This window comes from Methylobacter arcticus, from assembly GCF_050917435.1.
GTDB lineage: Bacteria > Pseudomonadota > Gammaproteobacteria > Methylococcales > Methylomonadaceae > Methylobacter_A > Methylobacter_A titanis.
In genome coordinates this window covers 76,661-102,067 of sequence record NZ_CP159583.1, presented here as the reverse complement: position 1 = coordinate 102,067, position 25,407 = coordinate 76,661, and the positions used below count along the sequence as shown (strand labels likewise).

Sequence of the window (25,407 nt, the reverse complement as noted above, 5' to 3'; positions counted from 1 at the left end):
AGGTATGTGGAATCCCGGAACTAAAATAATTCGGCAACAAGTAGAGAGCAATTTCAGGCAAAAAAAAACCCAAGTGCAGAGACTTGGGTTTTTAATTTAAGCGCTTGGCAATTCCCTACTTTCGCATGGCAAACTGCCACACTATCATCGGCGCTAAATGGTTTCACTTCCGAGTTCGGGATGGGATCGGGTGGTTTACATTCGCTATGGTCACCAAGCAAACTGGTATAGTCGGTTTGCACCAACTGTCATGCAACAGGTACGATACGCGGTGGCTTTTCAGCCTTTCGCCTTGCACCTGCTTTTATGGAAATCTGTAACTTCTCTTTAATCTATGCTCAAATTTGCGATGTTAAGCTGTCTCTAAGTTTCCTTAGTTGATAACACCTTCAAACTGATTGGGTGTTATATGGTCAAGCCTCACGGGCAATTAGTACACGTTAGCTTCACACATTACTGCGCTTCCACACCGTGCCTATCAACGTTGTAGTCTTCAACAGCCCTTCAGGGGACTTATAGTCCCAGTGAGATCTCATCTTGGGAGGGGCTTCCCGCTTAGATGCTTTCAGCGGTTATCCTGTCCGAACATAGCTACCCGGCGATGCCACTGGCGTGACAACCGGAACACCAGAGGTTCGTCCACTCCGGTCCTCTCGTACTAGGAGCAGCTTCCCTCAAATCTCAAACGCCCACGGCAGATAGGGACCGAACTGTCTCACGACGTTCTGAACCCAGCTCGCGTACCACTTTAAATGGCGAACAGCCATACCCTTGGGACCTGCTTCAGCCCCAGGATGTGATGAGCCGACATCGAGGTGCCAAACACCGCCGTCGATATGAACTCTTGGGCGGTATCAGCCTGTTATCCCCGGAGTACCTTTTATCCGTTGAGCGATGGCCCTTCCATACAGAACCACCGGATCACTATGACCTACTTTCGTACCTGCTCGACTTGTCCGTCTCGCAGTCAAGCACCCTTATGCCATTGCACTCATCGCCTGATTTCCGACCAGGCTGAGGGTACCTTCGTGCTCCTCCGTTACTCTTTAGGAGGAGACCGCCCCAGTCAAACTACCCACCATACACTGTCCCCAATCCGGATAACGGACCTAGGTTAGAACTTCGAACATACCAGGGTGGTATTTCAAGGTTGGCTCCACAAGAACTGGCGTTCCTGCTTCGAAGCCTCCCACCTATCCTACACAAATAGGTTCAAAGTCCAGTGCAAAGCTATAGTAAAGGTTCACGGGGTCTTTCCGTCTAGCCGCGGGTATACGGCATCTTCACCGCAATTTCAATTTCACTGAGTCTCGGCTGGAGACAGTGTGGCCATCGTTACGCCATTCGTGCAGGTCGGAACTTACCCGACAAGGAATTTCGCTACCTTAGGACCGTTATAGTTACGGCCGCCGTTTACTGGGGCTTCGATCAAGAGCTTCTCCGAAGATGACCCCATCAATTAACCTTCCAGCACCGGGCAGGCGTCACACCCTATACTTCCTCTTTCGAGTTTGCAGAGTGCTATGTTTTTGCTAAACAGTCGCAGCCACCAATTTATTGCAACCCCGTTCAGCTCCAGCAGCAAGTGCCTTCACCTACTTGGGGTGTACCTTCTCCCGAAGTTACGGTACCATTTTGCCTAGTTCCTTCAGCCGAGTTCTCTCAAGCGCCTTAGAATTCTCATCCCATCCACCTGTGTCGGTTTGGGGTACGGCCACTGGTAACCTGAAGCTTAGAGGTTTTTCTTGGAAGCATGGCATCAATCACTTCGTCGTTCCTAAGAACAACTCGTCATCACGTCTCAGAATAGAGGTTCCCGGATTTGCCTAAGAACCCTCCCTACTCGCTTAAACTGCCTATTCCAACAGACAGCTGACCTAGCCTTCTCCGTCACCCCATCGCAGTTACCACTGGTGCAGGAATATTAACCTGCTTTCCATCGACTACGCCTTTCGGCCTCGCCTTAGGTACCGACTAACCCTGCGTCGATTAGCGTTGCGCAGGAAACCTTGGATTTTCGGCGTGGGGGTTTTTCACCCCCATTATCGTTACTCATGTCAGCATTCGCACTTCTGATACCTCCAGCCCACTTCTCAATGAACCTTCGCAGGCGTACAGAACGCTCCTCTACCGCCACACTAAAAGTGTGACCCGTAGCTTCGGTACTATGCTTAGCCCCGGTAAATCTTCCGCGCAGACCGACTCGACCAGTGAGCTATTACGCTTTCTTTAAAGGATGGCTGCTTCTAAGCCAACCTCCTGGCTGTCTGTGCCTTTCCACATCGTTTCCCACTGAGCATAGATTTTGGGACCTTAGCTGACGGTCTGGGCTGTTTCCCTTTCCACGACGGACCTTATCACCCGCCGTGTGTCTCCCGTGCTCAAACTTGTTGGTATTCGGAGTTTGCATCGGGTTGGTAAGTCGAGATGACCCCCTAGCCGAAACAGTGCTCTACCCCCAACAGTTATACACGAGGCGCTACCTAAATAGCTTTCGAGGAGAACCAGCTATCTCCGAGCTTGATTAGCCTTTCACTCCGATCCACAGCTCATCCCCTCATTTTTCAACATAAGTGGGTTCGGCCCTCCAGTAAGTATTACCCCACCTTCAGCCTGGCCATGGATAGATCGCCCGGTTTCGGGTCTAATCCCAGCGACTAAACGCCCTATTAAGACTCGCTTTCGCTACGCCTCCCCTATTCGGTTAAGCTTGCCACTGAGATTAAGTCGCTGACCCATTATACAAAAGGTACGCAGTCACATAACAAGTATGCTCCCACTGCTTGTACGCATACGGTTTCAGGATCTATTTCACTCCCCTCTCCGGGGTTCTTTTCGCCTTTCCCTCACGGTACTGGTTCACTATCGGTCAGTAAGGAGTATTTAGCCTTGGAGGATGGTCCCCCCATGTTCAGTCAAAGTTTCACGTGCTCCGACCTACTCGATTTCACTGCACAGCGTTTTCGTGTACGGGGCTATCACCCTGTATCGCCAGACTTTCCAGACTGTTCCACTAACAACTGTACAACTTAAGGGCTAATCCCCGTTCGCTCGCCGCTACTAAGGGAATCTCGGTTGATTTCTTTTCCTCTGGGTACTTAGATGTTTCAGTTCCCCAGGTTCGCTCAATACAGCTATGTATTCACTGTAATGTGACCCACTGATGTGGGCCGGGTTTCCCCATTCGGAAATTTTCGGATCAAAGCTAGTTTGCAAGCTCCCCGAAACTTATCGCATGCTACAACGTCCTTCATCGCCTCTCACTGCCTAGGCATCCACCGTATGCGCTTATTCACTTGACCATATAACCCCAATAAGTCTGCTTTTTCACTATTCGTTTGAATAATGATTAAGAGATGTCTTGTGTTATATCGATCAGCTTTCTTAATCGCTTTTTTCTGCTTTTGAGAACTCATTCTTGTTTACTTCGGTTTCAACATTTTTGCTGACTCGGTGTTCTTTGCTAATTGCTTGGCACTATCGACTTCGCTTGCTTTTTGTTGTAACCTCGGTTGACTCGAACTCGTTTTAAGTCGCCTCATGGTTTTATTCCATGAAGTTTCTTTGTTACAGATTTCCATTTTGTTAAAGAGCTATTAATGCAATTTCATGCACCAATTCTATAAGGTCTCTGCCGATTCTTTTTTAGAATCGAGACGTTATAGAATTGGTGGAGCTAAGCGGGATCGAACCGCTGACCCCCTGCGTGCAAGGCAGGTGCTCTCCCAGCTGAGCTATAGCCCCAGTGTTTGCTGAGTCCCCTTAGCCACATCACGTTTGCCATCACGGCAAGGTGGTGGGCCTGGGTGGACTCGAACCACCGACCTCACCCTTATCAGGGGTGCGCTCTAACCAACTGAGCTACAGGCCCTAGGCTCATACTGCGTGTGATCAAAATAATTTGTTGTGAGTACTCATGACAACATTCAGTTGCAATTTGTAAGGAGGTGATCCAGCCCCAGGTTCCCCTAGGGCTACCTTGTTACGACTTCACCCCAGTCATGAATCACAAAGTGGTGAGCGCCCTCCCGAAGGTTAGACTACCCACTTCTTTTGCAACCCACTCCCATGGTGTGACGGGCGGTGTGTACAAGGCCCGGGAACGTATTCACCGCGACATTCTGATTCGCGATTACTAGCGATTCCGACTTCATGGAGTCGAGTTGCAGACTCCAATCCGGACTAGGACCGGCTTTCTGGGATTTGCTTACTTTCGCAAGTTCGCAGCCCTCTGTACCGGCCATTGTAGCACGTGTGTAGCCCTACCCATAAGGGCCATGATGACTTGACGTCGTCCCCACCTTCCTCCGGTTTATCACCGGCAGTCTCCCTAGAGTTCCCGGCATTACCCGCTGGCAACTAAGGACAAGGGTTGCGCTCGTTACGGGACTTAACCCAACATCTCACGACACGAGCTGACGACAGCCATGCAGCACCTGTCTCAGAGCTCCCGAAGGCACTCTACTATCTCTAACAGATTCTCTGGATGTCAAGGGTAGGTAAGGTTCTTCGCGTTGCATCGAATTAAACCACATGCTCCACCGCTTGTGCGGGCCCCCGTCAATTCATTTGAGTTTTAACCTTGCGGCCGTACTCCCCAGGCGGTCGACTTAATGCGTTAGCTGCGCCACTAAACCTGTATATAGGCCCAACGGCTAGTCGACATCGTTTACGGCGTGGACTACCAGGGTATCTAATCCTGTTTGCTACCCACGCTTTCGTACCTCAGCGTCAGTTCTAGTCCAGGGAGTCGCCTTCGCCACTGGTGTTCCTTCAGATATCTACGCATTTCACCGCTACACCTGAAATTCCACTCCCCTCTACTAAACTCTAGTCCGCCAGTTTCAAATGCAGTTCCCAGGTTGAGCCCAGGGCTTTCACATCTGACTTAACGAACCGCCTACGCACGCTTTACGCCCAGTAATTCCGATTAACGCTCGCACCCTCCGTATTACCGCGGCTGCTGGCACGGAGTTAGCCGGTGCTTCTTCTAAAGGTAATGTCAAGAGACAGGGTATTGACCTGCCTGTTTTCCTCCCAATTGAAAGTGCTTTACAACCCTAAGGCCTTCTTCACACACGCGGTATTGCTGGATCAGGCTTGCGCCCATTGTCCAATATTCCCCACTGCTGCCTCCCGTAGGAGTCTGGGCCGTGTCTCAGTCCCAGTGTGGCTGATCGTCCTCTCAGACCAGCTATAGATCGTCGCCTTGGTAGGCCTTTACCCTACCAACTAGCTAATCTAACGCAGGCTCATCTCATAGCGAAAGGTCCGAAGATCCCCTCCTTTCCCCCGTAGGGCGTATGCGGTATTAGCGTGGGTTTCCCCACGTTGTCCCCCACTATGAGGCAGATTCCTACGCGTTACTCACCCGTCCGCCACTCGTCAGCGCCCGAAGGCCTGTTACCGTTCGACTTGCATGTGTTAAGCATACCGCCAGCGTTCAATCTGAGCCATGATCAAACTCTTCAGTTTATATCATTTTGCCACTCAATAAGATGAGTAGCCAATCTTGGCTCGACTACAGATTCAAACGTTTATAATTTCTTATCTACGTAAGTTCTCATGTCGACTATTTATTACAAACGTAAATAGCTCGTCACAAGCACCCACACAAATTATTTTGATCATATTTTTAAAGAGCGTCGGAGTAAACCCCGGTTGAGCTGGACAATTATACAGATCCAATTCAGTTTGTCAACACTTTGTTGATTTTATTTCTCTTGCCGTCCTTGTCGAAGTCGTTTACCGAACCCCGAAGAAGCCGACCATTGTAACCTATCCCGTCCGCTTGTCAACATCCTGTTAACTTTTATTTCTTGCTACGTCTCTGCCAGGGCGTTTACCCCGGAAGAGCTGCGTATTATACAACGCCTTTTCATAAGGTCAAGCAGTTATTTATTCAACCAATCTAAATATCTTGCGACGCCTTGCTTAACCGTTAAAAACTCTTCTGCATAGCCCGCGTCTCTTAGCCCGGAAATATCCGCTTGAGTATAACTCTGGTAAGCCCCTTTCAAATGCTCTGGGAACGGAATGTACTCAATATCCCCTTCTGTATGCCAATCAGTTACAGCTTGAGCGACTGCATTAAACGTTTCCGCCCGTCCCGTTCCTACATTATAAATACCGCGTTGCTCAGGATGGTCTAAAAACCACAAGTTTACATTAACAACATCATCGACATGAACAAAATCCCGCTTTTGCTCACCATCAGCCATGCCATCACACCCCTTAAATAATTTCGCTCTTTTTTGCTCTAGAACCTGCTGATTAAAGTGAAATATAGTACTACTCATGGAGCCTTTATGCTGCTCTCTTGGTCCGTAAACATTAAAGTAACGGAAACCGACAATCGGACTTTTTGTCCTAGTTAATAAAGGCCGAACATATTGGTCGAATTGAAATTTCGAATAGGCATACATATTGATAGGCTGCTCGCAACTGCGATCAACTTGAAACCCCTGTTTGCCATCCCCGTAAACCGAAGCCGAGGACGCATACATAAAAGCGACATTTTTTGAGATACACCAATGCAATAAACGTTTGGAATAATCATAATTATTCCTCATCACATACCGCCCATCCCATTCCGTGGTTGCAGAGCAGGCTCCCTGATGGAAAACTGCCCGTACCCCATCAAAAAAATGAACCACCCCGATTTTCTCTATAAACTCTTCCTTGTCCATGTAATCGGCGATATCAAGATCGGCGATATTGTGCATTTTTCTTCCATTAGACAGATGATCCACCAGCAATATATCGCGTTCGCCCCGCTGATTTAATGCCCGAATAAGATTACTGCCAATAAAACCGGCACCTCCCGTCACAACAATCATTCTAATCCCCTCGCTTTTTTAATCATCGCCGTTGTCGACTGACCGTCAACAAACTGTAATATCTTTACTTCGCCACCCGCACGAATCACACAATCGCCACCAGCGACTTGCTCCGAACTGTAATCGCCGCCCTTGACGATGACATCCGGTAACAGTCGGCAATACAGTCTTTCGGGGGTTTCCTCTTCGAATGAAACCACCCAATCCACGCAGGCCAATGCCGCTAAAACCGTCATTCGTTCCTGCAAACCATTAATAGGCCGAGTCTCTCCTTTAAGCTGCCTGACCGATGCGTCGGAGTTTACCGCCACCACCAAGCGATCACCCAGTGCCTTTGCCTGCTGTAAATAAGTCACATGTCCGACGTGCAATAAATCGAAGCAGCCATTGGTCATGATAATACGCTCGTCATGGGCTTTAGCTCCGACCAATATTTGCGCTAACTCCTGCTCTGAAACGATACCGTATCGGGAATCCCGGTCGCCGTGCATGGCCCGAGTTAACTCCTGCATTGATACCGTTGATGTTCCCAGTTTGCCGACCACAATGCCGCCCGCCAAGTTGGCCAGATACATCGTATCATCCAAAACCATATCCAACGCCACACCCAGAGCCATTACCGCAATAACCGTATCACCCGCTCCGGTCACATCAAAAACATCCTTGGCCTGAGCCGGCAATGAATGCACCTGAGTCTCTTGTATCAAGGTCATACCCGCTTCGCCACGAGTCAGCAGAAGTGTCGGAATTTGATGTTGCTTTAACAGCCCACGTCCTTTTTCCAGCAAATCCTCTTCGTTTTCAGCAACGCCAACGACAGCCTGCAATTCAGACAAATTTGGCGTTATCAGGTCTGCATGAGCATAACGCTGATAATCCACGCCTTTCGGATCGACCAAAACCTTAATGCCAGCTTGCTTGGCTGCAAGAATATAAGTTGAAACATTCGCCAAGGTTCCTTTGCCATAGTCCGAAAAAACAACCGTATTATTTTCAGGCAGATGCTTAGCCAGCTTCGCCAACAAGACATCCGAATCAAACTTAAGAGCCGACTCTTCAAAATCGATACGAATGAGTTGCTGATGCTGTGCCATAACCCGCAACTTGCAGATACTGCGAATTTCCTGCTCGACAACAAAATCGCAGATGACGCCTTCAGCTTCCAGTAATCGTCGTAATATGTCACCCTCGGCATCATCACCAACGACGCCCAGCAGAGTGACCTTGCCGCCTAATTTAGCTATATTGAGTGCGACATTACCCGCACCGCCTACGCGATCTTCAATTGTGTTAACTCTCACCACCGGCACCGGCGCTTCCGGCGAAATACGCGCCGCCTGCCCGGACCAGTATCGATCCAGCATCACGTCACCAATGACTATGATGCGAGCCTTGGTAAATTCAGGAATAATCGCCAACACTTAATGCCTCCTCAATCACGCCACACCACCAGTGGCCTATCAATATATGCGCCTCTTGGATTCTTGCCGTCACATCCGAGGGAACAATAATCGAATGCGTAACGTGCTTCTTCAATTTGCCGCCTTCGCACCCGGTTAAACCGATAACAGCCATGCCTTTCAACCTTGCAGCATCAACCGCTTTTAATATATTGCTACTTTTACCTGACGTGGAAATGGCTATCAAACAATCTTTTTCACTGGCGATAGCCTCAATCTGCCGGGCATACACAGTTTCAAATCCAAAGTCATTGCTGTGCGCCGTTAAAATCGAGCTGTCGGTGGTCAATGCTATTGCAGCCAATGCCTTCCGGTTTTTTTGGTATTGCACCACTAGTTCTGCAGCGATATGCTGACAATCCGCGGCACTGCCGCCATTACCGCACAATAAAATTTTTCCACCTTGTTTTAATGTTTCAATCAGCAACTCTCCGGCCGCTTCAATAGCACCGGAACAATCCGCTAACCGCGCTATCGTTGCCTGATGCGCATCAAGCTCGGCAATAAATGATTTCAAAATTATACCCCTTAAACAATGTCTTAATTTGATACGTCATCTAAGCTTCCAAGCTGTTGCGGGGAACTGAGACTGTTAATTTTTTCAGGATGCTCCTTAAATTGCATGGAATGCAATCGTGCGTAGACTCCATTTTTTGCAATAAGCTCCCGATGAGATCCTCTTTCAACAATACGTCCATGATCCATAACTAAAATTATATCAGCGTTTTCAATGGTCGATAGCCGGTGAGCAATAACCAGAGTCGTCCGATTGCTCATTACTTTTTGCAACGCCGCCTGTATATACCGCTCCGATTCTGTATCCAGCGCCGATGTTGCCTCATCCAGTATTAATAGGGGCGCATCCTTTAGTAATGCCCTCGCCAAAGCTAATCTTTGTCGTTGCCCTCCAGACAACTTGACGCCATTCTCACCTATTTCCGTATCCAACCCTTGGTCCAGTTTGGCGATAAATTCCATCGCATAGGCGTCTGTTGCAGCAGCGGTTATTTCACTTCGGGTTGCCGTTGCAAGCGCCCCGTAGGCGATATTGTTGGCTATCGTATCATTGAATAAAGTGACTTGCTGATTGACCAATGCCAACTGCTTTCTCAAGTTTGCCAATTCATAAGTATTTATTTCAACACCGTCCAACAATATCTCACCGGTGCTATGGGGATAAAAACGTGAGACTAAATTAGCGAGCGTACTTTTGCCTCCGCCCGAAGCTCCTACCAGCGCAATGGTCTGTCCCGGCTCGGCCTTAAAGTTGATGTCAATAAGCGCCGGTTCATTTGAACCCGCATATCGAAACGATAGGTTTTTAAATTCCAACGCCCCCTTACATCTTTCGACCTGATAAGTGCCTTCATCAGACTCGCCAGGCTCATCTAAAATTTCAAATAACGATTCGGCGGCCGCGATGCCTTTTTGAATATCGCCATTAGCGTCACTCAACTGCCTGATGGGTCTCGGCAATAAAAATGCCGCCGTCAAGTAGCCGACAAACTCGCCGACACTGGCTTGCTTCATGAAAAATAAGGCCATATACATTAGAAATGACAATGCGATGGCGATAATAAGCTGCATGATCGGATTGTGTATCGCCATCGTCGTTGATAGTTTTAACGATTGCCGCCGATTAAATGAACTGCTATCCAAAAATCGCCGCCGTTCATATTCTTCCCCGCAGTAACTGCGCACTACCCGATGCCCGCCGACCAATTCCGAGGTAATATGGGTCATGTCGCCTATCGATTCTTGGATTTTCTTACTGATCCCTCGGAGACGCTTACTCACATAACCTACCAACACCACAATAATCGGCGCGATAGCAACAAAAACCAAAGACAACATCCAGTTTGAATAAAACAAATAAATTAGCAAGCCTATTGCGGTAAACCCTTCACGCACAATGGTACGCACCGCATCCGTAGCGGCCTGAGTAACCAGTCCTACATTATTGGTTATCCTTGAAATCATATAACCGCTGTTATGCCCATCAAAATAAGCTGTTGGCAATCGGGTATATTGGTCAAAGATCTGACACCTCAAGGTATGCACGACATTGGTCGATACTTTGGCCAAAAAATAGTTGCCCAAATAAGCGCCAATGCCATGCACTACAATTAAACCGCTGAACAATAACGGTAAATAATACATTCCCTCCCGTGACTCAGTTTGCAGCGTATCAATAATATGTTTAATCAATGCCGCGAATAGGGTCTGAGTACCTGAATACATCAGAAAACCGACAATACTGATGGCAAAAAGACCACGATGCGGTTTTACATAGGCCAATAATCGCTTATATATTTGAGCGCTTGCTTTGGATGTTTTGTTCATATTTTTGAAGATTTCATTAACGGCGGGCGACCAACCGGTCGCCCCTACAAAGATACTGGGAAACGCCTTTTTTTGCGACCATAAAATCCTGGTTGTCTAAGCGTTCTAGCAATCGCTGGTAATTAAGATCTTGCTTACTTTTGTCATTATGAGGATGCCATAGATGCAACACAGGCACAGCAAATCGGCCTTCCTTGCGTTTAATGCCTGCATGTATCAAACGAATAACCAGATCGGAATCCTCAAAACCCCAGCCTTCAAAAAGCTCATCAAAACCATTTACCCGTAAAAAGTCGTTTTTCCATAACGCCAGATTACAAGTCATGGCTTTTTGCCACTTTTGGGGCTGCAATTTCCTTAAAAAACCCAACGGCAGTCGAATAAAAGGCGAAATTCTATTTATTTTATTTTGTAGCCAGAGGGCAACAAAATAACTTAGCGGCTTTTGATGCAGTGGAATCTGTTTTTCAATGATTTCCCGAGTAAACGCCTGGCTCAATAACACCCTATTCCCGGGCACAAAACATCCGGGCGCCGCAAGCTGTCGATGCCGGGCGATAAAATCAGCGCCACAAACACAGTCGCCATCAATAAACAGCAAATATTCACCCTGACTGCTCGCAACAGCTTTATTCCTGATAGTCCCCGCTCTAAATCCTTGATCATCATGATGCACGTACTGAATAGATACCGGACTTTTACCGCAATAAGCTTGGGCCTGCACCTTGTTTTCGAACGCAGATCCATCGTCAGCGATGATAATTTCAAACGCCTGGTCATGTTGGGCAAATAAACTATCAAGACAAAGTTCTAATGCCGCAGGCCAGTTATAAGTGGTGACGATAACAGAAATTAGATTCATTATTTCGACTGCCAAGGATGGCGAAAGTGTCGTAATCGGTAGGGAACTGATGCGACCGACTGCCAAGGATGGCGAAAGTGTCGCAATCGGCCGGGAACCGATGCGACCGACTCCCGGTTTTGCAATTCCAGCAATTTAAGGTATTTATAATAAGCACCTTCCGCATTAGAAATTGACAGCATCAACCCTTGTCGCCCATCCAGAATACCGGCTTTAAGCCAATAAGTGCGAATGAATGTCCAAAGTCCTTTTAAGATGGCCTTGGCCAAAGATGAGCGAACACCTCGTTGGTAGAGCATTTCTGCACCCAAAGCTGAATAGCTATTTACTTTATGCAAGACTTCATCCAAATTTACAAAAGCATCATGAAGCAGCGGAGTGATTAACTGACTGATTTGTCCCTGAACAATAATACGCTCATGTACGACTGAATCAGTAAATTGAGCGCAATCACGACGAAACAATCTTAAAACATAGTCTGGCCACCAGCCCCCATGACGCATTTGCCTGCCGCAATAACTGGAAAGACGGGGGATTTCGTAACCCTGATATCGTTCCTGCTGAAGCGCTTTTTCAATTTCCACCCTTAATTCCGAAGTGACAACTTCGTCGGCATCAATCGACAAAACCCAGTCTCCCTGCGCCTTATCCAATGCACGTTGTTTTTGTTTACCAAAGCCCGGCCAATCGGTCATAAAAACCTTATCGGTGTAAGCTTTACAAAGGTCAACGGTGTTATCGCTACTGCCGGAATCCAGGATAATGATCTCATCGGCCCAGTTTACAGAAGCTAAACAGCGGCTGATGTGTTCAGCTTCATTTTTAGTAATAATAATCACACTAAGCACTGTCTTTCTCCGTATTGTTTGCCGACTGCTGAGCCAATAAACAACCCACAAAAAAAGCCAGCAAATGTCCCTCTGGAAAGGTTTTAAAGTTTGAGTTAAACAAACTAACGACTGCAATTGCAACCAGTACACTGGCACCCATTGCTCCGTACGGTTGCTGAGTCGCTCCCTGCCTGATAGCCGTGTAAATATAAGCTAAAAATATCAACAAGCCGATTAGACCGTTTTCCAACCAGACAAATAAATATTGATTATGCGGATCGGATGCTGGAGCGCCGCGCCAGTCTTGATATTTGGCAGCGACATGGGCGCTGTAAGTGTTCTTAAAGGAAGATGTTCCATAACCCAGCCAGGGCTTTTGTTGAATTAATTCCAACGTATTTTGCGCAAAAATAACCCGAATTCCTATAGACGTTATATCTTCACTGGTTTGATAGTTTGTCTTTTCTTCCCAACCCAATTTAATTCGCTGTTGTAAGGTGCTGGAAGTCAATACCGCCAGTAAAAGTGCTGTTGCCGTAATCCCCAAAATATGCGGTAATTTTTTATAACCGTAAAGATTAACAATGGCAAAAACAGCAGCGACAGGCAAAGCAAGATAGCCGCTACGAGACGGGCTGATAAAGAAAATGTTAAATAAAAACAAAGCCAACATGACTACTAACAAACGCTTTTCCCACAGGCTAAGCGATTCTTTAAGCAAAAAAATACAACATAAGGCGGCAACGACAAAGGCTAAACTTTGCGAAGAGTGATTGCTCATAAAAATGCCAATCTCTCGGTTCGGGCTTAGCTGAATATCCAATAACCACAAAGTAACGGCCATAACAGCGGCCAGAGACATCGCGGCTAAATAATAATAAACAAAACGTGCCTTCCATTGCGTTGGGTAAAACAGACCTAATAACACAAAAGTGTAAAATAACTTTTTCCAGCTAGACAGCGTGCTAATTTTATCCGTCCAATCCGTGTCCGCATACAAACTGCTGATAATAAGCCAGGCAAAAAACAGTAGCAGTATTTTCCCCGCCGGCTGCCCCGCCGATATTTTCAGGCTCTGCCAAACGTGCCCTGACATAAGCCATGTTATTAACATGGCAATACAAGCCGCACTGGTAACAGCCGTAGAGGCAGGGGCTGCAATAGCGGCAATTATCGCCAAATAGCGGCAAGTTAATAGGGATTTTTCAGCAACAACAGAATAAGAAAACATAGGTTTTTTAATTAACGCCATAATTGATAAATATATTTGCGTTTTAACTTTTCAAAGTTAAATAACAAATTTTGTAACCAAGTTGGCGGGGCCGATTCTAAGGCACTGTCAAACAAACCATTTTTACTACCTTGCTCAACAACAGGATCTTCTAACCACACTATCTTGATACCAAGTTGCTTATCGATTTGTTCAAACTGATTATCGATAGGATCATTCACTTTATGGGTAATAATCCAATCCAGCCTTTTTTCTGCAGTGATGCTATCAATAATATAGGAATCTGCAAATCGACCACGTACACCGAGATATAAATATTGTCCCGGCTTGCGCTGGCTTTTCGGAGTAAAAAAATTCCCCCCTGAGCCTATATAAATGACTTTATCACCAGAAAACTGTTCACTTTGTGTTACTGCGCGTTGCAAGCCTAAACTAAAATTTTTGGCCAGAACCGCATCATCTTCCAAAATCAAATTGAACGAACTGTTACTTGCCGCGACTTTTTGTAAAGCAGTAATATGCTTGAGAGCACAGGATTTTTGTGCAGCTGATAAAGTATTATTTTTCGAAAAATAACGGTCAACTATGTCATCCGTCAACTCATCAGCATCCCAATCAAATATAAACTCCGCCTCCAATCCCGCCTCAGCAAGCTGCTTTTCCATAAAAGCGCGACGTCGGGTAAATTTTTTAACGTTAAGAATGTAAATATGATCAAGTTGTGTATTTTTTGCTATGCTCATAATTTCAAAATCTTAAATTAATCGGCTGTGACAAACTCAATTTAGAATATTACGCCTTCATTTGTGTAGCAATTGCCGCACTAAACGTTTAATAACGTCCGGTGACACATTATCCAAACATCGGCTACGGCTTTGTTGATGGTGATCACAGCCTTCTAAATCACACGGCACACAATCGCCTGCGCCTTGTACGAAGCAAATATTATTAACCTGTTGATTGCCTGTTTTAGCAAAAGGATTAACGTTTTCCTGATAGCCAAAAGGAAACGGCGACCATTTTACCGGATTAGTCGGCCCATAAAGCGCGATCACCGGGATTCCGGTGGCAGCAGCTAGATGGGTGATACCGGTATCAGGGCCGATATACAATTTTGCTTGGGCGATAATGTATGCCAGTTGAGCCAACGAAACCTGGCCTGCCAGATTGATGGTATCATCGGGCAGTTGCCGCTGAATGTTGGCGACATAATCGATTTCCTGTTGCGCAGGTCCACACGAAAGCACCAGTCTTAATCCCAGTTTTTTGAGATACAGGCCCACTTCTATCCAGCCCTCTACAGTCCATTGCTTGTATGTCCACTGCGGATGCGGGTGCAGCACCGCATAACCGGTATTATCCGATAAAAAAGAAAACTGCTGTATTAACTGTTGCGCATTAGCGAGTTGTGGCGGAACCAGTGAAAAACACCGTGGAACATTAACCAAATCCAGCAATTTCAGGTGTTGCAAAACGGTGTGCATGTTGCTGTCAAACTCTGTCCAGCGTTGCACAAAAAACCGTTTCCACCAGCCGGTGGCGTTTTTCGGCGGCACGACGGCAACCCGAAATGGCGCAGCAACTAATGAATACAAAAAGGGGCGATCCCCTGCCTGCGTTGCAACGGCAAGATCATAGCGCCGAAATAATTGCCTGAATAATCGGCAATTATCGGCAAACTTAGGGCGGTTAGGCGCAGTAATAATCTGATTAATGTCAGGATTACCTTCGAGCATGGATGCCGTATTAGCAAACACCAACACATCCAGCCGTGCATCAGGATAAGCCTGTCGCAACGAATGCAATAAGGGCGTAGTCAACAACACATCACCGAGGTATCGCATTGCGATTACCAGGATTTTTGTCGGCTTCGGTTGTAATGATTGGCGGCTATTCATTGCTTACATTATGTTCAGGTGACTACTAAGCAACTCATCGGATATAAAGCGATCCAATAAGCCGCTTACCATAAAATCAACGCCAACATAATAATCTGAAAATCTTCCTTACACTTCTGCACCATTCAACCAGAGGTCATGCTTATTACACATACTCAGCGCGTAAATCGGGCCACTGTAGTCATGCAGTGTAAATGTTGATATTGCTGCTTGATTCTTGGTCGGGTCAAATAGCTGCTCGTCTATAAACGCATAGTTTTGATCCAGCAAAACGTGCTTAACAATATAGTGCTCGTAACCTTTCATTTCGTGCGCTGTTACGATTTTTACAGTGACCTTGCCGCCCGCTTTTTCTATTTCAATGCTGGGCGAGTGTGTTGCAACTTTCCCGCTCCAGCGACCGGGCGCTTCTTTTGTATAATAGACGTCCGCGCCCACTGCCGGTTTGCTAGTGTTAGCCAGTGCGATTGTTGGCGCTATTATACCGGCACCAACACTTGCGACACTTAATCGAATAAAATCACGACGTTCCATACTATTTTCCTTTTTTGCTTGCTGATTACACATATGTTTATGGCAGAGCTGCTTTGCTTAAATTAGCCGCTCTACATGATTTTATTTTTTCAACTTATTTATTGCCTGAAGCTTGATAAGCACTTTTTCGCAATTTGCCAGACTTTAACCAGTCGAGGGCATTCTTCGAATTTTTTAATACCGGTGCGGCGCCACCCATGGCTACCGCATCAACCAGACAATACCAAGCAGCGACACCACTGGGTGGATTCCCCTGAGGCAACCCAAGAACCGGATCTATTGCCGCCCATGTCCAGGTTCCGACGGCTGTGCCAATTAACTCTAACCATGTGGTAATAAAAAACGCCGCCAGATAAACCATCGGTGAGCGGCCTTTAAAAAGATACCCCAAAAAAACGCAAAAAAGTAAGGCTCCGACTGAATCTCCCTGCTCAGCATAGCCGCTGATACCCCAAATTGACCACACACCGCACACTAATACGACAAAGGCAGCGATTTGCCTGGCATAGCGCAGGAATAATCCGGATCGACCCAGCGCAACAGCCGTTAAATAGACCATGCCGTGTCCGGGCGGTACATAGGCCGGCACGTTCTCAAACCGGTAAGTGTATCCGCCCATAAAAGGCGAGGCAAAGTGTTCGCCGATAGTAGCAAAAATGACGGCAATGACAACTTGCATTCTTATTTCCCTATTTTCTCCTAGCAACCATCCGGTCAAAAACACCCAGCCGCAAACGCCGAGGGCATTTTGCTTTTCTAAACTCGCATTGGCATCACTCATTAAGCAGACAGCCACACAAAGAAAAGTGAAAACTGCTATAAAATAATCGCGTTTATTATGAGCATAAGCAACGTTAACTTGTGGAAAATGGCGTAACACAATTACCTCTTTTTGATTTTCATTGATTTTAACTCTACGGTTGTGGCCAAAGCCTACACTATATGAACACCCAGGCTATCATCGCATATCGACCCAACTTACCCAGCAATATGATTAAACAAGCCTGAAAGAAGGGTAGTTTTAGCCATCCGCCCGCAAAACACAAGGCATCGCCGACCAACGGCAACCAGGTAAAAAACAGCGTCCAGAGACCTTTTTTTCTGACTACATCCAGCGCTTTCTGTTTTCTTTCTGATAAACGCGTAGATACGGGGAATTTCTTTGCTGCCAATACACCCAAGCCCCATGTTGTCATGGCGCCCAGCGTGTTACCTATCGTGGCAACGATGACCAAAAGCTCAACCTGATAATGTCCTGCCGCAACCATATATGCCAAAATGGCTTCTGAGCCCCCAGGCGCTATCGTTGATGATATAAATGCGCTGATAAACAGCCCGCCTATTTCAAATCCTATATTTTGCACTTTTTCTCTCAAAAAAAACCCCTGCACTCAAAGAGAGCAGGGGGTTTTTACGTTACCAGAACTTAACTTCCAGGCAATATCTTGTTTTTGTTAGACATAATTAGCTTAACCAAACCAGACAACAGCTTTATAATAAGTTCAATTCCTGTTCTTAACAACTCAAAAATAGTAGCGATCACTTCTGATGCGCTCATACCTTTAAATTTTTTCGCTAAAAATGGCGCTAGCAACAAGCCTATCGCTAAACCAATCACAGTAACACCTGAAATAAAAGAATCTTCTTTTGGTGTCTTGAGTTGGGATGCTGCTGTCGGATTTGCTCCAACAATTGGTGCGATTTCCGCTGCGGCCAAAACATCAGCCATTACTGTCGACAAACTTCCCTCGTAGTCATCGGGTATGACGTAAGCCGTCACGCCGGGAATACTAGGCAAATCCCCATCACCGTCACCGACTTTCAACTGTGCTTTCATGCCTTTTTCCATGTGCTGGGCAATGTCACAATGTACTAGATAGGTTTTATCGCCGGGAGGAAGAATTAATGTTCCTGAAATTTTTGCAGGGCCGGTTACCTCTAAATGAAACATGCCTTTTGGGTATAAATATTTCGGCAAGCCGTGCATCATCCATTGATGACGAATATGATCATCATTAACAAAATTAACCGTCAATTTAGTACACGGTTTAAACTTAAATTCCTGAGTATCAAACGCAAACATTCTACCGGGAAATTTCTCAGCGTGTTTATGTCCGGCATGCACAGTAATTTCCTTGGTCTCAGAAATACTGTCGCAGCCACCGGGCAAGGTACTGGCATTCTGCCCCATAACCATACCACCGGCCATGTCCATTAAATGCCCATCACCGTGATCCATGAGCATACCGCTATGATCTTCATACTCCACTGCCAATACTGGCGCAGAAAAAAGAAAAATCAATGCCCCTGCCGATAATAACTTCACCATTACTCATTTCCCCCGTTGCTCAATAAAACCACCAAAAGTAGGCGCTTTAGGCGATGCCATTACCCATCACGGCGCAATGGCATCAACACACACCTAGCAACAATCTCGCCTGTTTAGCTTTTAATTTTCGCTATTATTTCATCCACTTTGCTTTTAAATCCAGCATGAGACAGATAAAGGACATAGAGACCGGCAAATGCAAAAAGAGCATACAAAAGCATATTATTTCTGGTCACTGCTTGACCGCCACCGGCTTTAAAACTCATGTGCGCATCCAATCTATCGCCAGAATCGGGAACCAGAGTAATATGAATCAGATAATTACCTGCTTCCGGCACGCCATTTGGCAATCTCAATTCAACCGAGCCTTTTTTATGTTTTGCCGCCGGCAGTTTGAATACGCTAGTGCCTTCAGGCTCTTTAGTCACTTCAAACTCAACAGACATATTTCTATACTTTATATCTTGATAATCAAATACCAGTAAAGTCAGTTCGTTAGCGCGTGGAATATTGGCGCAAAAATCTTCAGCAGGAAACGCGTTAGGCTGATAGGCGGTATAATGCAACCAATGAGTAGGTTCCAATTCAAATTTACATTGGTCGGTATCGGTACCTGCGGCCCCACCATGCGCCCATAATGATGCAGAAAATAACAATCCCAGAAGTACCAGGGAACCCTTTCTTAAAATGTGTATACTGTTCATAATGCCTTCTAGTTTTTATCAATTTATTATTATGGGAAAAATGTAAATGCTATCAATATAGCTTGAACTCATCACAAACAAGCATCTTTCACTGTATTTTTGATTAATAGCAATGGATTACTCTAGCACATCAATTTGGCCAAATAAAGGAATTGATGGCAGACTAGCCTACAAATGCCGTTATAAAAGTAATGCGCTGCAGTACTATTGCTAGCCTTCCCAGCTTTTCGTAGACTTAAACTAATTTCATTCAAACGGAGCTTTACCGCATGTCATTTTTGACCTCTTCTACGGCCTGGACAGCTTTAAAAAAGCATCACAACGAAACTAAAAACATTCTCCTACGCGACAGTTTCAATGCGGATAACAATCGCCACATCAAATTCTCTCTCCATTTTAATGACATTCTTTTTGATTACTCCAAAAATAGAATAACGGATCAAACTCTGCCCTTACTGATTGATCTGGCTAAACATGCCGGGCTAGACGAAAAAATCAAGGCCATGTTTTCCGGGGCAGAAATCAATAAGACCGAACACCGATCCGTTTTGCATACCGCTTTGCGCAATCGCTGCAACCAACCTGTTTATGTAGACGGACAGGATGTGATGCCGCAAATTAACAGCGTTCTCGCCCAAATGCGGACTTTCAGCACCTGTGTTCGCTCTGGCGAATGGCGGGGTTATACCGGCAAAGCTATTACTGACATCGTCAACATTGGCATAGGCGGCTCCGATTTGGGACCCAAGATGGTGTCAACAGCTCTTACTCCCTATGCTTCTGAGTCATTAAAAGTTCATTTTGTCTCTAATATCGACCAAGCCGACCTTGTTGAAACCCTAACGCATTTATCCCCTGAAACGACACTATTTCTTATTGCGTCCAAAACATTTACGACGCAAGAGACCATGACCAATGCAAAATCGGCAAGAAGCTGGTTTCTTGAGAGCGCGAAAGATCAACAGGCCATTGCCAAGCATTTTGTTGCGATTTCTACCAGCACCAAGAATGTTGCCGAATTCGGCATAGATACCAATAATATGTTTGAATTCAGGCATTGGGTCGGCGGACGCTATTCACTCTGGTCAGCCATAGGACTATCTATTGCTTTATATGTAGGTATGGATAATTTTGAAGAACTTTTACAAGGTGCTCATGAAGCTGACGAGCATTTTCGCGCCACGCCTTTTGAAAAAAATATCCCGGTCATCATGGGCTTGCTGGGCATCTGGTATAACAACTTCTATAATGCCGAATCCCATGCTCTTTTACCTTACGACCAGTCGATGCTTTATTTTGCTGATTATTTTCAGCAAGGAGACATGGAAAGCAACGGCAAAAGCATAGACCTTAACGGTGACAAAGTGGATTACAGTACCGGCCAGATTATTTGGGGGCAACCCGGCACCAATGGTCAACACGCTTTTTTCCAGCTTATCCATCAAGGCACCAAACTGATACCCTGTGATTTTCTGGCCGCCGCGAACAGTCACTACAAATTACCCGAGCATCATGATATTTTGATTTCAAACTTTCTTGCCCAGCCGGAAGCCTTGATGAAAGGTAAAACAGCCGAAGAAGTTAAGCAGGAGCTGTCGACTGAAGACCAAGCCGATAAGGTACTGGTCGCCTCCAAAATATTTGACGGCAATAAACCGTCTAATTCGTTTTTATTTAGTAAACTGACGCCCAAAACCTTAGGCTCACTGATTGCGTTTTATGAGCATAAAATTTATGTTCAAGGGGTTATCTGGAATATCAACTCATTTGATCAGATGGGTGTCGAATTGGGAAAAACCTTAGCCAAAGTCATCTTACCAGAACTTCAAAACGACAAAATAATCGACAGCCACGATTCTTCAACCAATGCATTGATTAATACCTACAAACAATTACGACTGCCAAGGATGGCGGAAGTGTCGTAATCGCTCAGGAACCGATGCGACCGACTGCCAGGGATGGCGGCCGCGACTGCTCCCGGCAGTCGCCGGCATTTCCTCCATCCATGGCGGTCAGAAGTATCGCAATCAGTCGGGAACCGATGCAACCGATAATCTTGATTTTCCTATCCAGACTGATTATCGGTTTACTACTTGCCGCCACCCTGACGACTTGCGACAGCGGATTCCTATCGATTAACAAGCTGGAGCAAGTTAAACGGGCAGGAACTCTGCACGTATTAACCCGAAATGACCCGACAACCTACTATGAAAGTCCGGAAGGATATACCGGCCTTGAATATGACTTGGTTATGCTTTTCGCTGAGCAATTAGGCGTTAAAGCAAAGTTTGAAACCCCCAGTACCTTTGCTGACATCCTAAAACGCATCTCCAAAGGCAAAGCCGACATTGCCGCCGCCGGACTGACCATTACCGAACAGCGCAACAAAAGCATGCGCTTTGCCCCTGCCTACCATGAAATAACTGAACAGCTTATTTACCGCTCAGGCACTCGCCGCCCCAATAACATCATCAGCCTGACTCAAGGAATTATTGAAGTTGCCAAAAACACCAGCCATATCGATAGCCTAGCCTATCTAAAAGAGGATACGCCTGAACTGGACTGGAATGTTAACGACGAGCTCGATACCAATGGCCTGCTGTATCTGGTTAATGAAGGACTTATCGATTACACCGTAGCGGACTCGAATCAGGCCATATTAATTCGTCGTTTTTACCCCAAACTTAACATTGCCTTCGACATTTCCGAACCACGCCAACTGGCTTGGGCATTAAGCCCATCGGACGACAACAGTTTATACGATGAAGTTGTCCGTTTTTTCAATCGGATAAAAAAAGATAAAACCCTCGATCAACTCCTTGAAAAACATTACGGACATACCAGCAGCTTGAGCTATATCGGCAACTGCACCTTCCGCCAGCAAATAAAAAGCAGACTTTCCCAGCATCAAAAATATTTTAATTTGGCGGCCGCACAATACAATATAGATTGGCGTTTGTTGGCTGCAATCGGCTATCAGGAATCCCATTGGCTGGATAAAGCCGTTTCCCCGACCGGCGTAGAGGGTATTATGATGCTAACCAATACCACCGCCGCAGAACTCGGCATTCAAGATCGAACCGATTCGAGTCAAAGTATTGATGGCGGCGCACGCTATTTTCAACAAAGAATCCAGTTAATTTCCGAGCAGATTCCAGAACCGGATCGTACCTGGTTTGCATTAGCCTCCTATAATGTTGGCCTGGGTCATCTTGAAGACGCTAGAGTATTAACTGAAAAGCAAGGCGGAAACCCCGATAAATGGATGGATGTCAAACAGCATCTGCCATTACTCACCCAGAAAAAGTGGCATCAACAGACCAAACACGGCTATGCCCGAGGCAAGGAGCCGGTTATATTTGTAGAAAACATACGCAGCTATTACGACTTACTGGTCTGGTTGACCGAGGAAAACCAAATTAAGAAAAATGCCATGGAAGTCGACAGTAAAAAGCCCGAGAATGAAGCAGTAACTATTGATCCGGCCGCGCTTTAAACGGCTTTCACCGTCTGGCTTTAAAAAAAGCCCTCAACATTTCCGCGCATTCCGTCTCCAGCACGCCGCCGTCCCAGCTGATCTTGTGATTTAAAAAACTGGCGTCGGTCAGGCTTAATGCATTGCATACTGCGCCCCGTTTTGGATCATACGCACCGAAAACCAACCGTTTAATTCGCGCATGACTCATGGCTCCTATGCACATCACGCAAGGCTCCAGGGTCACGTACAAGGTCGCATCAGTCAGCCGATAATTGGCAACATGAACACCGGCGCCTCGCATGGCAACCACCTCGGCGTGGGCAGTCGGATCATGGCTGGTTATCGGAATATTCCAGCCTTCCGCAATGCATCGATTGTCCCTGACCACGATAGCGCCGACCGGGACTTCGCCCTGCTGCTCGGCCCGTTGCGCCAGCCTGATCGCATAGCGCATCCATGCTTCATCCGTTGCTTGGCTTATTTCCATTCGACGGCTTTTTCCATATAAGTTATTGAGTTTTTCATGAGCAATAGTAAGCTTGTAACAACGAAAAGACTTCAACAAATCACCAAGCCAAGTTGAACTAAATGCGGCAGTAGATATTTTAAGGCATTGGCAAGCAAGTTTTTACTGCATTTTTGAATGACTCAAATGCAAAATCTCACGCATGTTGAATATCGAACTTCTTTTTAACATTTAAAAATGGATATTCTACATACCTATAACTTAATGCAGAAACAGCAACCAGGAAAAGGGCTATGGAAGTGATAAACATCCAAAACTGCAACTCATTAAATTGTTTGATTGGATAAATCATGTTCATCATATAAAAACTCAAGTAGAGAATTATGCAATGGATGATATATGTTGAATAACTAATGCTGCCAAGAAGTTTTGCGGATCTGGTTTGCAATAACTTATAGACCAAACTTCCTGTTTCCATGTGTACTAACGATATAAAAAAAATGCACATAAAAAACAAAGAAAAATAGTTATACATAGTACTACTGAAGGTAAAAATACAAATTAGCGCGACGGCCCCTATGAATGGCAAGAATCGATTTTCGCTTAAGATATTTCGTGTAACGTTGTTATTATATAAATGCGCACTGATCATTCCAGGAAGAAACGAGAAAATCATGGGCATTGAAGAATAATAAAATGATATTTTGTATAAGAAATAAGCAACTAACAGCACAAAGCCCGTACGCTTGAGGATAATATTGCGTAAAAAAATGGCAATCAACGGAAGAGCGATATAGAACTTCCATTCATAGCGCAATGTCCAAAATACACTTGATCCAAAAACCGCCGTATGAATATTATTAACAGTTTGAACGCTCAAAAAACCAATTCCAAAAAGAAACTCAAGGGTTTTTTCAATTAATTCCCCATTAGAAACAACTACCGTTAGCTTTGATTCCCATGCGACTATTCCCAAAATAATAGTTGCCGCAAGCATGTAAGCCGGAGCAATTCGTTTTACTCGAGATATCATGAGTTTTTTATATGACACCCGCCCTGCACTATGAATTGCTTTTTCCCAAAATAGAAACCCGGTAATTGAGAAAAATATTCCTACAGGCACCTGCCCTAAAAGCGTATAAAAACTTGATGGCGGCACTTCCCAACGCCCATGTTGGTAAAAATAATAGGTAATCACGGCATGATGCATGAAGACACTAAGGGCAAGAATAGATCTGATGCCATTAATGCCTTGATGTCTTTGTGTTGATGACTCCAGATAATATCTTTCGGGCAATAACCATTGGATGTTATTAGCAAAAAAGAAACATAACCCCATAATAAAAAAATACCTGATTACCCATAATCCTCAGCCATCTTCAGTAGCCGCATAGGCATAGGTGGTGTTCTGACTGCAACGTAACATAGGCGGGGCAGCATATCCTCAAGGACAAATCGCCGATTGAAGCGATAACAAAATTCTGCCAAATAGCGCGGAAGGTGTTTATGATTGATAGCGTGATAAGTCCCGTCAATCGACCTTTTGACATTACCTATCATCGTATTGACCCAAGTGAAGGGTTCCAGCGAGACACATTCAGGGCCTCCACCGGTTACGATGCTGGTATGCTGGCATCCTGCCTTGGTAACAGCGGCAAAACAGGCCAGTCCGTCCGAGACCACGTGACTATCGGTGCTAAGATGGCGCTTCGCCCAACGAGTGATTTCTTTGGAGCGGAACCCGTTGACCACAGTCATGTTCATGGCAATAGGATGTCCTTTTTCGTTGACCGACACAGCCGCCACAAAAGGTGTTTTGTTGGGTGAACCCCGTCCACGCTTGCCTCCCCGATGTTCGCCGCCCCAATACACGTCATCCAGTTGGATGACGCCGGATAACGGCTTACTATCATCACGCTCCTTCATTACTTGCATCAGCTTCTGTTTGATGCTCCAGGCGGTATTGTATGAAACACCTAATTGACGGCGCAGTGAAAGGGCAGAAACGCCAGTTTTTGCTTGTGTGGTCAAGTGGATCGCGAGAAACCAAGTTGTTAACGGGAGTTTCGTCGCAGAAAAAATGGTGCCACTAATGAGGGAATGTTGATGGTGGCAGTGATTGCACTGATAAACCACTCGTGTTTTCAGGGAGCAGTAGCTTTGCCCACCGCATTCAGGGCAAACATAGCCTTGAGGCCAGCGCCACTGAAACAAGGCTTTTCGGCATTGCCCTTCACTCCCATAATTTTTCATGAACTCGCCCAGGCTATAGCCTTTTTGAAATTGAACTTTGTTTTTCATGACGTTATCCCATCCGTATGGTAGATACTGTCAGTATAGACATTCTTGTAACATTGGCTGTTCTTTATGGGTAATTAGGAAAAAATATGGCAGTACTGAGGTTAAAGAGATTGAATCCATAAAGTTTCAGTC

Annotated in this window: 19 protein-coding genes, 2 tRNA genes and 3 rRNA genes; 2 read left to right on the top strand and 22 right to left on the bottom strand. The window is 45.7% G+C overall.

All coding sequences use genetic code 11. From position 1 onward, the window contains the following. Positions 1–102: 102 nt before the first annotated feature. From rrf to ABXJ76_RS00440, 19 genes are all read right to left on the bottom strand, one after another. A 5S ribosomal RNA gene (gene rrf / locus ABXJ76_RS00530) occupies positions 103–218 on the bottom strand. Positions 219–409: 191 nt separating this feature from the next. Further along, positions 410–3,302, bottom strand: a 23S ribosomal RNA gene (locus ABXJ76_RS00525). Positions 3,303–3,668: 366 nt separating this feature from the next. Beyond that, positions 3,669–3,744: transfer RNA gene (locus tag ABXJ76_RS00520), tRNA-Ala, on the bottom strand. Between the two features lie 50 nt (positions 3,745–3,794). Next, positions 3,795–3,871 (bottom strand) — tRNA-Ile (locus ABXJ76_RS00515). Between the two features lie 69 nt (positions 3,872–3,940). After that, positions 3,941–5,475, bottom strand: a 16S ribosomal RNA gene (locus ABXJ76_RS00510). The 16S, 23S and 5S rRNA genes sit together here with 2 tRNA genes alongside, the layout of an rRNA operon. A 419-nt stretch (positions 5,476–5,894) precedes the next feature. Then, entirely contained in the window at positions 5,895–6,839 is a 945-nt protein-coding gene (rfaD, locus tag ABXJ76_RS00505) for an ADP-glyceromanno-heptose 6-epimerase (RefSeq protein WP_432743115.1), read from the bottom strand. Beyond that, complete coding sequence (gene hldE / locus ABXJ76_RS00500; RefSeq protein ID WP_432746586.1) at positions 6,836–8,203, bottom strand: bifunctional D-glycero-beta-D-manno-heptose-7-phosphate kinase/D-glycero-beta-D-manno-heptose 1-phosphate adenylyltransferase HldE; 1,368 nt, start codon at positions 8,201–8,203, stop codon at positions 6,836–6,838. Before hldE ends, rfaD begins: the two co-directional genes overlap by 4 nt. A gap of 37 nt (positions 8,204–8,240) precedes the next feature. Next, positions 8,241–8,816 (bottom strand): D-sedoheptulose-7-phosphate isomerase, encoded by a 576-nt coding sequence (locus ABXJ76_RS00495; RefSeq protein ID WP_432743113.1) that lies wholly within the window; start codon positions 8,814–8,816, stop codon positions 8,241–8,243. Between the two features lie 23 nt (positions 8,817–8,839). Next, on the bottom strand, positions 8,840–10,642 hold the full coding sequence (gene msbA / locus ABXJ76_RS00490) for a lipid A export permease/ATP-binding protein MsbA (RefSeq protein ID WP_432743111.1): 1,803 nt from the start codon (positions 10,640–10,642) through the stop codon (positions 8,840–8,842). 16 nt (positions 10,643–10,658) lie between these two features. Beyond that, on the bottom strand, positions 10,659–11,504 hold the full coding sequence (locus ABXJ76_RS00485) for a glycosyltransferase family 2 protein (protein WP_432743109.1): 846 nt from the start codon (positions 11,502–11,504) through the stop codon (positions 10,659–10,661). Next, positions 11,504–12,352: a glycosyltransferase family 2 protein gene (locus tag ABXJ76_RS00480; protein WP_432743107.1), complete on the bottom strand. Its 849-nt coding sequence runs from the start codon at positions 12,350–12,352 to the stop codon at positions 11,504–11,506. The genes ABXJ76_RS00485 and ABXJ76_RS00480 overlap by 1 nt, the downstream gene beginning before the upstream one ends. Further along, a complete protein-coding gene (locus ABXJ76_RS00475) occupies positions 12,345–13,586 on the bottom strand; it encodes an O-antigen ligase family protein (RefSeq protein ID WP_432743105.1) in 1,242 nt (413 codons plus the stop codon). The genes ABXJ76_RS00480 and ABXJ76_RS00475 overlap by 8 nt, the downstream gene beginning before the upstream one ends. Then, entirely contained in the window at positions 13,577–14,308 is a 732-nt protein-coding gene (locus ABXJ76_RS00470) for a glycosyltransferase family 25 protein (RefSeq protein WP_432743103.1), read from the bottom strand. Before ABXJ76_RS00470 ends, ABXJ76_RS00475 begins: the two co-directional genes overlap by 10 nt. 57 nt (positions 14,309–14,365) lie before the next feature. Continuing rightward, positions 14,366–15,409, bottom strand: coding sequence for a glycosyltransferase family 9 protein (locus ABXJ76_RS00465; protein WP_432743102.1), 1,044 nt, complete (start codon positions 15,407–15,409; stop codon positions 14,366–14,368). Between the two features lie 162 nt (positions 15,410–15,571). Then, a complete protein-coding gene (locus ABXJ76_RS00460; RefSeq protein WP_432743101.1) occupies positions 15,572–15,997 on the bottom strand; it encodes a desulfoferrodoxin family protein in 426 nt (141 codons plus the stop codon). A gap of 94 nt (positions 15,998–16,091) precedes the next feature. Continuing rightward, positions 16,092–16,877: a hypothetical protein gene (locus ABXJ76_RS00455; RefSeq protein ID WP_432743099.1), complete on the bottom strand. Its 786-nt coding sequence runs from the start codon at positions 16,875–16,877 to the stop codon at positions 16,092–16,094. Between the two features lie 58 nt (positions 16,878–16,935). Then, positions 16,936–17,361, bottom strand: coding sequence for a YqaA family protein (locus ABXJ76_RS00450; RefSeq protein ID WP_432743098.1), 426 nt, complete (start codon positions 17,359–17,361; stop codon positions 16,936–16,938). Between the two features lie 62 nt (positions 17,362–17,423). Further along, on the bottom strand, positions 17,424–18,326 hold the full coding sequence (locus tag ABXJ76_RS00445; protein ID WP_432743096.1) for a copper oxidase: 903 nt from the start codon (positions 18,324–18,326) through the stop codon (positions 17,424–17,426). Positions 18,327–18,439: 113 nt separating this feature from the next. Further along, a complete protein-coding gene (locus ABXJ76_RS00440; protein WP_432743095.1) occupies positions 18,440–19,030 on the bottom strand; it encodes a hypothetical protein in 591 nt (196 codons plus the stop codon). A 269-nt stretch (positions 19,031–19,299) separates the two neighbouring features. Here ABXJ76_RS00440 and pgi point away from each other — a divergent pair, with 269 nt between their 5' ends. Continuing rightward, positions 19,300–20,955 (top strand): glucose-6-phosphate isomerase, encoded by a 1,656-nt coding sequence (pgi, locus tag ABXJ76_RS00435; protein WP_432743093.1) that lies wholly within the window; start codon positions 19,300–19,302, stop codon positions 20,953–20,955. A gap of 14 nt (positions 20,956–20,969) precedes the next feature. After that, entirely contained in the window at positions 20,970–22,526 is a 1,557-nt protein-coding gene (mltF, locus tag ABXJ76_RS00430; RefSeq protein WP_432743091.1) for a membrane-bound lytic murein transglycosylase MltF, read from the top strand. A 7-nt stretch (positions 22,527–22,533) separates the two neighbouring features. On the opposite strand, the gene tadA is transcribed toward mltF, so the two are convergent. The 3 genes from tadA to ABXJ76_RS00415 form a co-directional block, all read right to left on the bottom strand. Next, a complete protein-coding gene (gene tadA / locus ABXJ76_RS00425) occupies positions 22,534–22,995 on the bottom strand; it encodes a tRNA adenosine(34) deaminase TadA (protein ID WP_432743089.1) in 462 nt (153 codons plus the stop codon). Positions 22,996–23,170: 175 nt separating this feature from the next. Beyond that, a complete protein-coding gene (locus ABXJ76_RS00420; protein ID WP_432743087.1) occupies positions 23,171–24,313 on the bottom strand; it encodes an acyltransferase family protein in 1,143 nt (380 codons plus the stop codon). A gap of 17 nt (positions 24,314–24,330) precedes the next feature. Further along, a complete protein-coding gene (locus tag ABXJ76_RS00415; protein WP_432740541.1) occupies positions 24,331–25,275 on the bottom strand; it encodes an IS1595 family transposase in 945 nt (314 codons plus the stop codon). Between the last annotated feature and the right edge of the window lie 132 nt (positions 25,276–25,407).

What these genes read in the sequence shown, in the direction of transcription:
- rfaD (WP_432743115.1), bottom strand. Translation starts at nt 6,839, where the DNA reads ATGATTGTTGTGACGGGAGGTGCCGGTTTTATTGGCAGTAATCTTATT.
- hldE (WP_432746586.1), bottom strand. Translation starts at nt 8,203, where the DNA reads ATGCTGGATCGATACTGGTCCGGGCAGGCGGCGCGTATTTCGCCGGAA.
- msbA (WP_432743111.1), bottom strand. Translation starts at nt 10,642, where the DNA reads ATGAACAAAACATCCAAAGCAAGCGCTCAAATATATAAGCGATTATTG.
- ABXJ76_RS00485 (WP_432743109.1), bottom strand. Translation starts at nt 11,504, where the DNA reads ATGAATCTAATTTCTGTTATCGTCACCACTTATAACTGGCCTGCGGCA.
- ABXJ76_RS00475 (WP_432743105.1), bottom strand. Translation starts at nt 13,586, where the DNA reads ATGGCGTTAATTAAAAAACCTATGTTTTCTTATTCTGTTGTTGCTGAA.
- ABXJ76_RS00470 (WP_432743103.1), bottom strand. Translation starts at nt 14,308, where the DNA reads ATGAGCATAGCAAAAAATACACAACTTGATCATATTTACATTCTTAAC.
- ABXJ76_RS00465 (WP_432743102.1), bottom strand. Translation starts at nt 15,409, where the DNA reads ATGCGATACCTCGGTGATGTGTTGTTGACTACGCCCTTATTGCATTCG.
- ABXJ76_RS00460 (WP_432743101.1), bottom strand. Translation starts at nt 15,997, where the DNA reads ATGGAACGTCGTGATTTTATTCGATTAAGTGTCGCAAGTGTTGGTGCC.
- ABXJ76_RS00445 (WP_432743096.1), bottom strand. Translation starts at nt 18,326, where the DNA reads ATGGTGAAGTTATTATCGGCAGGGGCATTGATTTTTCTTTTTTCTGCG.
- ABXJ76_RS00440 (WP_432743095.1), bottom strand. Translation starts at nt 19,030, where the DNA reads ATGAACAGTATACACATTTTAAGAAAGGGTTCCCTGGTACTTCTGGGA.
- pgi (WP_432743093.1), top strand. Translation starts at nt 19,300, where the DNA reads ATGTCATTTTTGACCTCTTCTACGGCCTGGACAGCTTTAAAAAAGCAT.
- mltF (WP_432743091.1), top strand. Translation starts at nt 20,970, where the DNA reads ATGCGACCGACTGCCAGGGATGGCGGCCGCGACTGCTCCCGGCAGTCG.
- tadA (WP_432743089.1), bottom strand. Translation starts at nt 22,995, where the DNA reads ATGGAAATAAGCCAAGCAACGGATGAAGCATGGATGCGCTATGCGATC.
- ABXJ76_RS00420 (WP_432743087.1), bottom strand. Translation starts at nt 24,313, where the DNA reads ATGGGGTTATGTTTCTTTTTTGCTAATAACATCCAATGGTTATTGCCC.
- ABXJ76_RS00415 (WP_432740541.1), bottom strand. Translation starts at nt 25,275, where the DNA reads ATGAAAAACAAAGTTCAATTTCAAAAAGGCTATAGCCTGGGCGAGTTC.